Here is a 14099-nt window from a genome sequence, read left to right as displayed (position 1 = left end):
AAAACGGAGCCATCCGGCTCCGTCTTTTTGATCGGCAATGCGTAAGTCGTCAGGCGTCAAGATCGACCAGAACGACTTCACCGTTTTTCAGCTTGAGACCAAGCTGACCGTGTTTGAGACGCAAGGCATACTGCCCGAACAATTCGCGACGCCAGCCATGCATGGCCGGAACATCGGCATTGTCGTCTGCGGCAATATTTTGCAAATCATCGCCGGATGCCACCAGTCGCTGGGCCACACCCTTTTCCTCGGCGCACAGCTTGAGCAACACCTTGAGAAGCTCAACCGTCGGGCCGATGCCGGCTGGCAATTCAATGCGCTGTTTTGGTTTGGGCCACTGATCCTGTGGCAAGGCCAAAGCCGCCTTGATTGCCTCGATGATTGCCTGACCGGGCTTGGAGCTTCCGAAATTGCGGCCAACACCGCGGGTCTTGTCCAGATCGGCTTCGGTCATTGGCTGACGCGCGGCGATATCGAGCAACGTGTCATCACGCAAAATGCGATTGCGCGGCAGGTTCTTGCGCTGTGCCTCGGTCTCGCGCCATTCGCCAAGCGCGCGGGCAACGGCCAGAAACTTCGGGCTGTTTGACCGGGTCTTGAGACGCAACCAGGCATCTGCCGGATCAATCGAATAGATCGACGGATCGGTCAGACGTTCCATTTCTTCGAAAAGCCAGACCGCCCGGCCATTGGCCTCAAGCCGTTCGTGGAAATCTTCATAGATCACGCGCAGATGCGTCACATCCGAAAGCGCATAATTGATCTGTTTCGAAGATAACGGACGACGTGACCAGTCGGTAAACCGCATGGATTTGTCGATGCTTTTGCGCGCGACCTTGTTGACCAGTGTCTCGTATCCGACCTGGTCACCATAGCCAAGCACCATGGCCGCCACCTGGGTATCAAACACCGGATGGGGCACCTTGCCCGACAAATGTACGAAAATTTCGATATCCTGACGGGCCGCGTGAAACACCTTGATCACGCTTTCATCCTGCATCAGCTCAAACAGCGGCGACAGGTCAATGCCTTCGGCAAGCGGGTCAACCGCCGCACCGTTGTCCGAATGTTCCGGACTCGCAAGCTGCACAAGACACAGTTGCGGCCAATATGTCGAGTCCCGCATGAATTCGGTATCGACTGTAACGTAATCGAACTTGCGCAAGCTATCGCACAAGCTTCGCAGTTCTTCTGTAGTTGTAATAGGTTCCATGTCGATTGCTATAACATTGCCCGGAACAATTCGCCAGTGGCTTAGACGCAGGTCAGACCACCGCATGGACGGAATGGCTGATCGCCAAAAGCCCCGCCCTAGATGATTTCATCCTCATCAAGCAGCGGATCGGATTGCAGGTGGGTTTCGATGGCGTCCATGCGTTCCTGGACTTCTGCCGGGCGTTTGATTGACGCGACATGAAACAGCGCATCGCCCTGATTGACGATCGGCAAATTGGTCCGCCCGATAATCAGGCCATCCTCGCGCGCCAGGACTTCTTCGTCGGTTTGCCCGAACGGATCGGCCACCGCTGCGACAACATCACCGGCATGCACGAATTCACCTGCCAGCTTGAAGGTCCGCAAAATCCCACCAACCGGCGCACGCAGCCAGTGACTGTTGGACGATTTGAACGATGGCACGCGCGGTGTCCGCACGGTGCGTTCCGACGTCATGCCAAGTTTGCGCATCACACGCAGCACACCTGACACACCAGCCCGGATCGACATTTCATCAAAACGAAGCCCCTCGCCTGCTTCATACAGCAGGATCGGCACCCCGATTTCACGCGCGGCCTGGCGCAGTGATCCTTCACGCAGTGGACTGGTCAGGATGATCGGCGCGCCAAAGGCCTCGGCATATTCCATGATTTGCGGGTCGTCTTCATTGACCCTGATCTGGGGCAAGTTAACGCGGTTAACCGCGGCCGAATGCAAATCAATCCCGAAATCGGACCGTTCGACAATTTCATGCAGGAAAAGATGCGCAAGCTGCGCGGCAAGCGATCCGCGCGCATGGCCCGGGAAACTGCGGTTAAGGTCGCGACGGTCGGGCAGATAACGGGTGTGGTTCAAAAAGCCGAATGCATTGACCAGTGGCACGGCAAGCAACGTGCCGCGCATCCCCTTCAATGCCGGGGATTTCAAGACACGGCGGATCACTTCGACCCCGACGATCTCGTCACCATGCACAGCCCCGCTGACAAACAGAACCGGCCCCGGCCGTTTGCCATGCACGACATTGACGGTCAGATTGACCGGTGTGTGGTTGGACAGAAGCGAGATCGGAATATCGACAATCTTGCGCGTCCCCGGAGCAACCTTTTTCCCGCCAATTTCAAAATCAGGTGTTTTGGGGGCCTTGGGAGTTTTTTCTTTTCCCTTGGTCGATCCGGTTTCGCTCATGCCGTTATCCTTTGCCTTTGGTCCGGACTTTTCCCGGACGGTAATCTTTTTCAAGGAATTCGATAATCATCCCGGCGATATCCTTGCCGGTTGCGCCTTCGATACCTTCAAGCCCCGGCGATGAATTGACTTCCATCACAACCGGCCCGTGGTTCGAGCGCAAAATATCGACACCACAAACATTTAGCCCCATTGCCTTGGCGGCTTCAACTGCCGTTGCACGTTCCTGGGGGGTAATGCGGACCGAACGGGCCGATCCACCGCGATGGATGTTTGACCGGAAATCGCCCTCGGCACCTTTGCGTTCCATGCTGGCGATGACCTTGCCGCCGATCACGAAACAGCGGATGTCGGTATTGCCGGCTTCCTTGATGAATTCCTGAACCATGATGTCAACGCTGGCGCCACGGAATGCCTCGATAACCGATTTGGCGGATTTCTCGGTTTCACCCAGAACCACACCAATGCCCTGGGTTCCTTCCAGAAGCTTGATCACCACAGGCGCGCCACCCACGATCTGCAAAACCTCGTCGGTTTTCTTGGGATCATGGGCAAAGGCCGTCACCGGAAGGCCGACACCGCGCCGCGACAGAATCTGAAGCGACCGCAACTTGTCGCGCGAACGACCGATCGCAACCGACTCATTAAGCGGATATACCCCCATCATTTCAAACTGGCGCAATACCGCCAGTCCGAATGACGTTACCGACACACCGATACGCGGAATGACTGCGTCATAGCCCAGAAGTTTCTTGCCGCCGTAATAGATTTCCGGCTTGAGCGAGGTAATGTTCATCGTCACCCGCAAGGTGTTGATGATTTCGATCTCGTGCCCACGCGCTTCGGCAGCCTCGACCAACCGTTTGTGGGAGTAAAGATTTGGGTTACGCGCAAGCATCGCGATTTTCATAAAATGAACTCCCGTGGTCGGTCACAATGGCCGTGCAGACGATCAGATGTCGCATGCCCGGTCTTGGAATATTGTCAGAAAGAAAAAACGATCCTGTCGGGAATTTGTTCCGCCACATGATCGTTCTTCTGCGCATCTAACTCTGTTCGGGCTTCCCTGCAAGATAAGATTTCGATGGTTGCACCAAAAATCTTCCTGCCTTCATCGCTGTACGCCCCAAAAGCATGGGAAACCCCATGATTGACCGGTTGGCGAGCGACACTTCAACTTTCAATCTGTGATGCCCGACAACGATATGGGTCGATACAATGAACCGTTCTTCGGCATTTCCGTTCGAAGACCGAATCTCGCGAAGCTCGACCAGCGGGGCCAGGCATTGAATGCGTCCATGCCCGTCTCCGCGATAATGGGGCAACACGAACTGGACGTAATCCTGTCCGTCCCGGGTTACCTGTTTGGGATTAAGTGCATGAAGCGACGATGTCCGCGCCCCTGTATCAACCTTGGCCTTGATCAGCGGAACGTCAAGATCAGGAAGTCCGATCCATTCACGCCAGCCAAGAACATGCCCCCCCGCCACCAGGGCATCGGTATGGGATTTGAATGACGGTTTTACTTTAAGTCGTTGTGGGCTCACATGCACAATCCGGTAATTGAAAGTGCCTTGAATATAGCCTGCAAAAGGCTGATCGGCCTATGATTTTAACAGTGCGGGCGAAATTAGTCGGCGCGATCGGTTCCCGATGCCACCTGCATTTCTTCCATCACACTGCGTACAAGCGGCAAGGTCACCGCCCGCTTTTCGGCAAGGGCACGGCGATCAATCGCTGCGACCAGATCGGTCAGTGCGACAAAGGATCGCTCGATCCGGGGCAAAATATAGCTCACGGTTTGCGGCCCGGCCTGAATTTGCCGATCGGCAAACAGTTTAAGAAGAAGACCGACCATCAAATCGTCATCGGGCGGGGAAATCTCGCAGACCAGGGCCGCACCAAGACGGGATTTGAGATCGGGCAGCCCGACATTCCAGCGCGCCGGCGGCTGTGTCGCGGTAAGCAACAAATGCCCGTCCCGTTCCTTGAGCATGTTATAAAGATGGAAACAGGCGGTTTCATCAATGCCGCCATCGGCATCTTCGATCACAAGCCCCCTGGCATCACCCAGCAGCGCGTCGGGATCACAACCGGCAAGATCGATTGCGGCAACACTCAGTGCAGCAGACCGGGCGCGCCAGACCTCTGCCAGATGACTTTTGCCACAGCCCCTGGGCCCATAAAGACACAAGGCCGGCACCGGCCATTTCGGCCACAGATCAATCCAGGCCACCGCATCACGATTGCATTGCGCGACCATGAAATCATCGCGCCCCAAAGCCGGACGCAATTCAAGTGCAAGGGGCAATTGCTGCGGGCCGACATCGGGCGCGACACTGTCGCGCTCGGCTGCAAGTTCTGCCTCGGGCACCGGTTTGTCCGTGTGATGGGCCGGATTGTGTTTCGCCGGGGTCACTGTGGTCTCAATTCTCGCCGTCTTCGATCGCATCACCGCGCGGGTGATCCGGTCCATGATCATATAAACGACTACTGAGATACTGCCTTAAACCGTAACGCACAAGTACGCCGATCACCGCAGCCACCGGAACGGCCAGCATCACACCAAGCAACCCGAACACCGCACCACCGGCCAGCAAGGCAAACATCACCCACACCGCATGCAGCCCGACCTTGTCCCCGACAAGCTTCGGCGTCAGGAAATTGCCTTCAAGAATCTGGCCGATCCCGAACACAAGCGCCACCAGACCAAGATCAAGACCGAACCCGAACTGGGCAATCGCCACCCCCATGCCAACCGCAAACCCGGCGAACATCCCGAAATAGGGCACAAAGGAAACAAGACCGGTCATCAACCCGATGACAAAGCCGAATTCAAGCCCGACCAGCGTCAGCCCAAGCCCGTAAAACAGTCCCAGCAATACACAAACCGATGCCTGCCCGCGCACAAAGCCCGCCAGGGTGTCATCAATTTCACGCGCGCACTGGCGAATATCGGTGGCGGAATGCCGGGGCAGATAACTGTCGACCTTCGCAACAATCTTGTCCCAGTCCCGCAGCAAATAGAACGACACAACCGGTGTGATGAACAGCAAACTGATAAAGTTCAAAAGCGCCAGCCCGCCCGACAGCACATTGGTCAGCACATTGCCGATCCATTTAAGCGCATTGGCACTTTGTCCCTTGACCGCATCAGACACACTTTGCAGGGTCTCGGGGGCCACCCGGTCAAGCACATGCTGAAGATAGGGCGCGACATTGGTGCGCAACGCATCGACATAGCCCGGCAACCGTTCAAGGAACCCGGCAAGCTGGCTTCCGATCATCGGAACAATCAGCAACAGCACCAGGATGAAAACCAGGAAGAACAGCACCGTGATGATGCTGGTCGCGACCGTGCGGCTGGCGCCGCGCGCCTCAAGCTTGTCTGCCAGCGGATCCAGGAAATAGGCAATCGCCATCCCGGCAACAAACGGCAGAAGGATGCTTGAAAACAGCCACACCAGAAAGAAGAATCCGACAATGAAAATAAGCCAGAAACGTGCCTGTTGCCGTAATGTCATGTCCGGGTTCCCCTTTGTTGCCAGACTCCCGAAGGACGCCGATAAGACGCCCGAACCGGCCACTGACGATCAATATCGCGGACCGCCAATTCGCAGACAGTCATTATCGCGGACTGGCCGGTGTCACGGGTTTATGACCTAGCCGCCGATCGACAAGCCCTGCAAGCGGTCCGATCCGGTTGGCTGGATGAACCACAATTCCCCCATCCGCGTCAGGTTCAGGTTCTGCTGGTTAAGTGCTGTCTGAAGCTGACTGGTTGATCCGACAAAGTCGAGTGACAGTTGCACTTCACGGCGCGACATCGCGACAACGCGCGAATTGCGCACCACCGGAAGACCGATCAGCTTGTCTTCGATCTTGGCCCAGTCCTGAAGCCCGGTAATCGGAATAAACACCATCAGGCTGCCGCCCGTGCTGTAATTGATCAGGTTGGCCCGTTTCCAGCCATCGGCAAGCTGATCCTGAACCGCCTTGGCCGCACGGACCAGCGTTTCATTAAGCGTCTCGTCAGGCAGCGTGTTTTCCTGAACACCAAATACCTGCGGGCCGCTATTGGGATCATAGCGGGTGACCGTCACATCAACGCTTTCCGCACCCGTCGCCCCACTGACATCGGCACTGGCAACAACGGCAACATCCGCACCATAACGTTTGGCCAATGCCGCCAGACGTTCCATCGATCCGTTTTCGGCCTGTTCGGCGGACACGGTCCCGATATCGGTCAGATCACCAATCGGTGCCTTGATCGGCACCAGACCCGATGTGGCAACATTGCGTGCCCAGACATCGCGCCACGGGTTGGGATCATCCCACAAGGTGACATAGCCCGATGTCCGGTAAACCGGCACAATCATCACCGGCTTGGATTGCAGTTCGGCAAAGGAAATGTCGCGGAACCGCAAAAAGCGCCGCAACTCGTCATCCTTGAACCGCACGGTCATGTCCGCAATATAGCGAACCGATGACGTCTTTTCATTCGACACCCCGAAATCGCGCACCATATTGGTAATTTCCGAGCCCGCCGGCATCTGCAATCCGGCGCGATCTTCCGGCAGGGTCAAACGCGCAATCACTTCTTCGAATGCCTTGCGCTGGCCGATCTCGAGTGCCTTTTCACGGGCGGCGGCGGCTGTTTCCGCACTTTCATCAACGTGAACACCGGTCACGGTGAAAATGTCCTGCGCAAAAGCCGGAAAAGCCATCAGCGCAGAAACCGTAACAGCGCCAGCCAACATCTTGATGTTTTTCAATGAAGTAAGCACGTATGCCTCGTTGCCCTAATCGTGTCTTGTCGAATTATTTTGCAATCGCCCTTGTGGCATGTTGCACGCATTCTGGAAAGAAAACTCTGTCATGCGCAGGTGATCATTGCATATTGTCCGCGTTTGAGTATTTTCGCCCCAGCGGAAATTATCAAGCCCGCGTTTTTTATCAGTAGGACTGGCAGACATTCCTGCAACTGATTAAAGGCGTCAGTAAGGCGGATTGGTCAAACAGCAGCATATTTGCTGCGGCCCGGCCCGCAAATGCCCAGTGAACGTCGCTTGGAAGTCGGTACGTATTGATGAAAAACGCGGGTTGCCCCGCTGTTTTTTCATGCATGCGCGAAGCCAAGGATCACCAAAATGACCGCCTCCAAAGGCCTTACCTATAAGGACTCCGGTGTCGATATTGATGCCGGAAATGCCCTTGTCGATCGAATCAAACCGCTTGCAAAAGCAACCTCGCGGTCCGGTGTTTCCGGCGGGCTTGGCGGTTTTGGTGCCCTTTTTGACCTCAAAGCGGCCGGCTACAACGATCCGGTTCTGGTTTCCTGCACCGATGGTGTCGGCACCAAGCTTAAGGTCGCCTTCCTCGCCGACAAACATGACACGGTTGGCATCGATCTGGTCGCCATGAGCGTCAATGACCTGGTCGTTCAGGGTGCCGAGCCGCTTCTGTTCCTTGATTACTTTGCAACCGGCAAACTGTCGGTCGACAATGCCGCCGATGTGGTTGCCGGCATTGCCGAGGGCTGCAAACAGGCCGGCTGTGCACTGATTGGCGGGGAAACCGCCGAAATGCCGGGCATGTATTCGGATGGCGAATATGACCTTGCCGGTTTTGCTGTCGGTGCGGCCGAACGTGGTGAACTTCTTGATGGCAGCAACGTTGCCGAGGGCGACGTGATCCTTGGTCTGGCGTCAAGCGGCGTTCATTCCAACGGCTATTCGCTGGTCCGCAAGGTTGTCGACAAGGCAGGCCTTGGCTATTCCGACGAAGCCCCGTTCGCACCGGGCAAAACCGTTGGCGAGGCCCTGCTTGAACCGACCAGAATTTATGTCAAAAGCTGTCTGGCAGCGCACAAGGCCGGCATGGTCAAGGCCCTTGCCCACATTACCGGTGGCGGCCTGACCGAAAACGTTCCGCGTGTTCTTCCCGAAAACCTGACCGCTGTCTTTGATGCCAGCACCTGGGAATTCCTGCCGATCTTCAAATGGCTCGCAGCCGAGGGCGGCATTCCCGCCGTCGAAATGGCGCGGACCTTTAACTGCGGCATCGGCATGTGCGTCGTGGTTCCGGCTGACAAGGCGGATGCGGCCGAAGCATTGCTGCGTGAACATGGTGAAACCGTCAGTCAGATCGGTGTTATCGGCCCGCGCGCCGGTGATGGCCCGCAGGTCGTCATCAAGAACATGGGCCCTGCATGGGAAAAGTAAGCAAACTTAAACTCGCCGTTCTGGTCTCAGGCGGCGGGTCCAACCTGCAAGCCATCATTGATGCCTGCAATACGCCCGACTACCCGGCCGAAATCGTTCTGGTTTTCTCAAACCAGCTTGATGCCGGCGGGCTGGAACGCGGGCGTAAGGCCGGTATCCGGTCCGAGGCAATCTCGCACAAAGGCTATCCGGGCGGACGCGAAGCCTATGACACCGCCGTCAGTGCCCTGATCGAAGAAAGCGGTGCGGATCTTGTGGTTCTGGCTGGCTACCTGCGACTGGTCAGTGAAAGCTTTGTCACCCGCTGGAAAGACAAGCTGATCAATATTCACCCGTCGCTTCTGCCAAGCTTCAAGGGCCTGCATGTGCATCAGGCTGCCCTGGATGCCGGGGTCAAATTTGCCGGTTGCACCGTGCATTATGTCGTCCCCGAAGTCGATAGCGGCCCGATCATTGCCCAGGCCGTTGTCCCGGTCCTTCCGGGGGACGATGCCGGCAAACTGGCCCAGCGTATCCTCAAACAGGAACACCGCATCTATCCGCAGGTCATCCGCTGGATCGCCGAAGGCCGCGTTTCGGTTGATGACAAAGGCATCGTAACGGTTGCCGATACCAAACCCGCCGAGTTTGCGGAAATCAATCCGGCGATTGAACCGGCTTGAAAGAACCTTTGGCGCAGATTGCGCAGGCTGATTTAAGGGCGGTTTGATCCGCCCTTTTTTCATGGCGGCATCTTGCGCCCGACCGGTTTCAGACCAGATTACGCAAACGGTTTTCCATCCGTTTCCCCTGGTCCAAAGGCCCATCATGAACAAAACCATCCGCAACATCGTCCTTGGCGTCATGCTTGCAACCTTTATCGCACCGATCGGTCTGGCGATCACTGAAAGCCACGCCCAGAACGCAAACTGGCGTGCAACCAAATGTGCACTTTATCAAACCCATCGGGATGATATCCGGGCACAAATGCCCGCAAACGCCACCAGTACTGCCTTTGACGATCAGGAAGACGAATTTGTCGCATCGGGCTGCACGGCACGCGCCTATGTCTGCCCGCAAAACCGGGCCGAACTCGAATATGCCAATCTGATGTCTGTCGTGATGATGAACGAAGGGGCCACCGGGTCGTTTCTGCCCTTTGCCTGCAAGGAAACCGGCAGATAGGACGCAGATAGGACGATGTGATCCTGTCCACACCCTTGGCCAAAGGGATGATATCCCCGGTTAATCTTACCCTTGCCCGCACTCTACCTTGCGGATATACATTGGAAAAATCCCAAAACCCAGGAGGTAGATTTGCAGGGTAACGATTACGAACTGACCGAAACCCATGTTGCCATCTATGAAGGCTTCACCAGCTTTGTCAAATGGTCGACCATTTCGGTTATTGCCATTCTGATCCTGATGGCGATCTTCCTGCTGTGATCTGCCAAATGGCAGAACCGGAAATGTAAAAAGCTGCCGTTGACCGGCAGCTTTTTTGTTTGTTAAGGCGCTTAAATCGTATCGGTGTTATAGGTGACGACGTCAAATCCCTCTGCCGCAATTGGTGGCTGAAACGCCGCACAGATTTGATGGAACTGAGCGTCACTGGCAGAAAATTGATGTTTGCCCGCCTGATTGCGGGCGTGCAGGCGCTGCTTGCAGATGTCTTCTTCCAGATCAAGGAAGTGCAATTTGTGCCCTGCCCCGACCTCTTCATAAATGCCGCGCATCCAGCCACGCAACGCGCGCGTGTTGGCCGGGAAATCCAGCACGACCGAAAGACCTGATAAAAGCAACATGCTGACATGCGGCCCCATGACGTCACGCAGTTTTCGCGACGCACGGACATAATCCGACACTGTGTGCATCTGATCGCCAAACAGAACGGATAACCATTCATCTTCGGCAATCAGAACCGTTCCCGGTTTGCGCGCCAGTTCGGCGGCAAGCGTCGATTTCCCCGATGCAATTTTCCCGCATAACATATGCAGCACCGGTTGCCCTACCAATCCATGGGCCAATGCATGGGCCGGTGACCTTCGATCTTGATCTGATGTGGATAATGACATTGCGATCTCCCTGTCGGAAATGCCGGGAGACAGACAAAAAAAAAACCCGCCTCACGCGGCGGGTGGTTTCATTTGGTCAAAATGTCACAACCCCGCCATCCTGTGAATGGCGGTAAAAATTCGTGCAGAACTGGTTACGACATTTTCCATGGCCTGATCATGGCATGGTCACCCAATGCTGTCCAGAACACTGCGTCGCACAAAAAAGATACGAAGATAAAACTTATTCACCCATAGGTTAATTACCGATAAGATCAATCTGTTGTCCTGATACGGATCCGGACCGCACCGGATGCAAAGGGCGATCCGAACGCCCACAGCACCACAACCCTGAAATCCGAAACAATCGGACCCGCAATTGGGGAGGAAACAATGCAAGGAAGCGACTACGACGTCGAACTGGTCAAAATCCACGAAGCAGGCTGGCACCATTGGACCAAGTTCGTTTTGTGGAGCATTATCTCCATCTCTGTTTTGCTGCTGTTAATGGCAGCTTTCCTGATCGATTAACCGCGCCGTTCTGTCACACAGACACAAAAAAACGCCCCGCAATCTGCGGGGCGTTTTGATGCCGGATGAACCGGAATTCTGTATTCTAAGCTTAGCCGACGATTTCGGTCTGAGCGAAGAAGTAAGCAATTTCGATTGCAGCGTTTTCGAGCGAGTCCGAACCATGGACCGAGTTCGCTTCGATGGATTCTGCAAACTGCTTACGGATGGTGCCTTCCTCGGCGTTTGCCGGGTTGGTTGCACCCATAACTTCGCGGTAGGTCGCGACAGCGTTTTCGCCTTCCAGAACCTGGACGACGACCGGGCCGGAGACCATGAAGTCTACCAGTTCACCGAAGAACGAACGTTCTTTGTGAACTGCATAGAAACCTTCAGCCTGAGCGCGGGTCAGAGCGACGCGCTTCTGTGCGACAATGCGCAGGCCAGCTTCTTCGATGACGGCGTTGATTTTGCCGGTCAGGTTGCGGCGCGTTGCGTCCGGCTTGATGATCGAAAGAGTGCGTTCGACAGCCATTGGTTTCACCTAGCTACTTTAAAAATTTCGTTACCCCCCAAGAGGGCTTCCAAAAGGGCCTGCGGAACATAAAGGAGCCATACATAAGCACTCCCTTATCATCCACAGACCCAAAGGTTGGCGCTATATAAACGGGGTTGAAGCGCAACGCAACAGATAGTTCTGCCCGCGCAATACAGACTTGCAGTAGCTGCATTGACCTCAAAACCATCACGAAAATGCGCAAAAACGCATAAAACTGCGATTTTCCCGACGGTTACTTTGCCCCCCCGGTCGCCAATTTCCGCCGGTTACAGTTTCAAGAAACCTTGCTTCAAATCGTACTCTGCCCTATTGAAAGCACAGAAATCCTTGCGATTCCCCCGGATCAAGGCGGGAAAGACCGGGAAACCCGATACCCAAGATCAAGAGAACGACCGATAAAATGCTGCAAATTACCGATCTCACCTATCGTATTGGTGGCCGTGTCATTCTTGACCAGGTTTCCCTGACCATTCCCGATGGCCACAAGGTCGGCCTGATTGGCCGCAACGGGGCGGGTAAATCCACCCTTTTGAAACTGATTTCCGGTGAACTGGCCACCGATGGCGGCGACATTCGCCTGTCCAAGCGGGCGCGCATGGGGGTTGTCTCCCAGGAAGCCCCGGCAGGAAGCCGTTCGCTGATTGAAACTGTTCTGGCTGCGGATACCGAACGCGCCAGCCTGCTTGAAGAAGCCGAAACAACCACCGATCCACATCGCATTGCCGAAGTCCACACCCGCCTTGCAGATATCGATGCCCACACCGCCGAAGCACGCGCGGCATCGATCCTTTCGGGGCTGGGCTTTGATGCCGATGCCCAGCAACGCCCGTGTGATGATTTTTCCGGCGGCTGGCGGATGCGTGTCGCACTTGCCGCGACCCTGTTCCTGCGCCCGGATCTGCTGCTGCTGGATGAACCGACCAACCACCTTGACCTCGAAGCCACCATCTGGCTTGAAAACTATCTGATCAACTATCCCGGCACGATCATCCTGATCAGCCATGATCGTGATCTTTTGAACCGCGCGGTCAAATCGATTGCCCATCTGCATGACGGCACCGTCACGCTGTATGGCGGCAACTATGACAAGTTTGCCAAGACCCGGCGCGAACAGATGGAACTGGCGTCCAAACAATATGAAAAGCAGATCGCCCAGCAAAAGCATCTGCAATCCTTCATCGACCGCTTCCGCGCGAAGGCCAGCAAGGCCAAACAGGCGCAAAGCCGTGTCAAGATGCTTGAAAAAATGGGGCCTGCGATCCCGGTGGTCGAAGACCGCGGCATTACCTTTGACTTCCCAAGTCCCAAGGAACTGCCACCGCCCCTGATCAATATCCATAATGGCGAAGTCGGCTATGAACCGGGCAAACCGGTCCTGCGCAATATCAGCCTGCGCATTGATATGGATGACCGCATTGCCCTTCTGGGCGCCAACGGCAACGGTAAATCGACCCTGGCGAAATTGCTCTCGGACCGGCTTGAACTGATGGCCGGTGAAAAGACCGCCTCAAGCAAACTGCGCATCGGCTATTTTGCCCAGCATCAGACCGACGAACTGATCGGTGAACAGACCCCCTATCAGCATATGGCCGCCCTGATGCCCGATGCGATCGAAAGCAAGGTGCGCGCGCAACTTGGCCGCTTTGCCTTCGAAGGGGACAAGGGCGACACCAAGGTCAAAGACCTTTCGGGGGGCGAAAAGGCACGTTTGCTGTTTGCGCTGATGACCCTTGATGCACCGCATATGCTGATCCTCGATGAACCGACCAACCATCTTGATATCGACAGCCGCGATGCCCTGAACCATGCGCTTAACGCCTATGAAGGTGCCGTAATCATCATCAGCCACGATCCCTATCTGATCGAAGCCTGTGCTGATCGTCTGGTTCTGGTGGCCGATGGCACGGTAACCGCCTTTGACGGCGACGTGTCGGAATATCGCCAGTATCTTCTCGATCGTGCGCGCGCCGAACGCCGGGCCAACAAGGCCGGCGAAGACGACACCAACGGCAAGGACGCCAAACGCGACCGCAAAGCCGAACGCCAGCAGGCCGCCGAAAAACGCAAGGCCGCCGCCCCGGTCAAACGCGCGATTGAAAAGCTCGAATCCCAGATGGAAAAATTGTCCGCGCGCAAGGCCGCAATCGAAACCGAAATGGCTGATCCCAAACTCTATGAAGCTGCCAATGGCCAGAAGCTCGGCGACCTTCAAATGGAACTGGGCAAGATCGAAAGCCAGCTTGGCGACATCGAAATGCAGTGGATGGAAAAGCAGGAAGAATACGAAACGCTTGTTGCGTAACCTTTGCGGGTTACCCTCACATCCCATGCCAAACCAAAAAAGACAGGCTCTTTCAGCCTGTCTTTTTTTTA

The 14099-nt window shown here is 55.6% G+C and carries 15 protein-coding genes; 6 read left to right on the top strand and 9 right to left on the bottom strand.

The window, feature by feature from the left end:
- Positions 1–49: 49 nt before the first annotated feature.
- The 7 genes from rnd to WA429_RS16840 all read right to left on the bottom strand — a co-directional run bounded on the left by rnd (position 50) and on the right by WA429_RS16840 (position 7187).
- Complete coding sequence (gene rnd, locus WA429_RS16870) at positions 50–1213, bottom strand: ribonuclease D (protein ID WP_068518208.1); 1164 nt, start codon at positions 1211–1213, stop codon at positions 50–52.
- A gap of 98 nt (positions 1214–1311) precedes the next feature.
- Positions 1312–2400 (bottom strand): succinylglutamate desuccinylase/aspartoacylase family protein, encoded by a 1089-nt coding sequence (locus WA429_RS16865; RefSeq protein ID WP_170310300.1) that lies wholly within the window; start codon positions 2398–2400, stop codon positions 1312–1314.
- 4 nt (positions 2401–2404) lie between these two features.
- Positions 2405–3310, bottom strand: coding sequence for a 30S ribosomal protein S6--L-glutamate ligase (gene rimK / locus WA429_RS16860; protein WP_068518209.1), 906 nt, complete (start codon positions 3308–3310; stop codon positions 2405–2407).
- 136 nt (positions 3311–3446) lie between these two features.
- A complete protein-coding gene (locus tag WA429_RS16855; protein WP_287466340.1) occupies positions 3447–3947 on the bottom strand; it encodes an ATP-dependent zinc protease family protein in 501 nt (166 codons plus the stop codon).
- An 83-nt stretch (positions 3948–4030) separates the two neighbouring features.
- Entirely contained in the window at positions 4031–4819 is a 789-nt protein-coding gene (locus WA429_RS16850) for an HdaA/DnaA family protein (RefSeq protein WP_318271641.1), read from the bottom strand.
- Positions 4820–4826: 7 nt separating this feature from the next.
- The gene (locus WA429_RS16845; RefSeq protein ID WP_068518211.1) at positions 4827–5924 is read right to left on the bottom strand and encodes an AI-2E family transporter; all 1098 of its coding nucleotides are present in this window, start codon (positions 5922–5924) and stop codon (positions 4827–4829) included.
- Positions 5925–6062: 138 nt separating this feature from the next.
- Positions 6063–7187, bottom strand: coding sequence for a DUF2066 domain-containing protein (locus tag WA429_RS16840; RefSeq protein ID WP_287466339.1), 1125 nt, complete (start codon positions 7185–7187; stop codon positions 6063–6065).
- A 363-nt stretch (positions 7188–7550) separates the two neighbouring features.
- Here WA429_RS16840 and purM point away from each other — a divergent pair, with 363 nt between their 5' ends.
- The 4 genes from purM to WA429_RS16820 all read left to right on the top strand — a co-directional run bounded on the left by purM (position 7551) and on the right by WA429_RS16820 (position 10049).
- Positions 7551–8624: a phosphoribosylformylglycinamidine cyclo-ligase gene (gene purM, locus WA429_RS16835; RefSeq protein WP_206927281.1), complete on the top strand. Its 1074-nt coding sequence runs from the start codon at positions 7551–7553 to the stop codon at positions 8622–8624.
- On the top strand, positions 8612–9286 hold the full coding sequence (purN, locus tag WA429_RS16830; protein WP_287466338.1) for a phosphoribosylglycinamide formyltransferase: 675 nt from the start codon (positions 8612–8614) through the stop codon (positions 9284–9286). Before purM ends, purN begins: the two co-directional genes overlap by 13 nt.
- A gap of 145 nt (positions 9287–9431) precedes the next feature.
- A complete protein-coding gene (locus WA429_RS16825; RefSeq protein ID WP_068518215.1) occupies positions 9432–9788 on the top strand; it encodes a hypothetical protein in 357 nt (118 codons plus the stop codon).
- A 132-nt stretch (positions 9789–9920) separates the two neighbouring features.
- Positions 9921–10049: an aa3-type cytochrome c oxidase subunit IV gene (locus WA429_RS16820; RefSeq protein ID WP_101247983.1), complete on the top strand. Its 129-nt coding sequence runs from the start codon at positions 9921–9923 to the stop codon at positions 10047–10049.
- Between the two features lie 71 nt (positions 10050–10120).
- On the opposite strand, the gene WA429_RS16815 is transcribed toward WA429_RS16820, so the two are convergent.
- The gene (locus tag WA429_RS16815; RefSeq protein WP_287466337.1) at positions 10121–10594 is read right to left on the bottom strand and encodes an AAA family ATPase; all 474 of its coding nucleotides are present in this window, start codon (positions 10592–10594) and stop codon (positions 10121–10123) included.
- 456 nt (positions 10595–11050) lie between these two features.
- Between WA429_RS16815 and WA429_RS16810 the strand changes: the two genes are divergently transcribed.
- Positions 11051–11188 (top strand): hypothetical protein, encoded by a 138-nt coding sequence (locus WA429_RS16810; protein WP_156480846.1) that lies wholly within the window; start codon positions 11051–11053, stop codon positions 11186–11188.
- Positions 11189–11279: 91 nt separating this feature from the next.
- Here the strand turns inward: WA429_RS16810 and ndk are convergent, their stop codons facing one another.
- Positions 11280–11702: a nucleoside-diphosphate kinase gene (gene ndk / locus WA429_RS16805; protein WP_068518216.1), complete on the bottom strand. Its 423-nt coding sequence runs from the start codon at positions 11700–11702 to the stop codon at positions 11280–11282.
- A gap of 424 nt (positions 11703–12126) precedes the next feature.
- Between ndk and WA429_RS16800 the strand changes: the two genes are divergently transcribed.
- Complete coding sequence (locus WA429_RS16800; RefSeq protein ID WP_250282887.1) at positions 12127–14028, top strand: ABC-F family ATP-binding cassette domain-containing protein; 1902 nt, start codon at positions 12127–12129, stop codon at positions 14026–14028.
- The last annotated feature ends 71 nt before the right edge of the window (positions 14029–14099 follow it).

It is taken from the genome of Thalassospira sp. CH_XMU1420-2 (assembly GCF_037029325.1).
In the GTDB taxonomy this organism is placed as follows: domain Bacteria; phylum Pseudomonadota; class Alphaproteobacteria; order Rhodospirillales; family Thalassospiraceae; genus Thalassospira; species Thalassospira povalilytica.
This window is presented reverse-complemented; position numbering and strand designations above follow the sequence as displayed.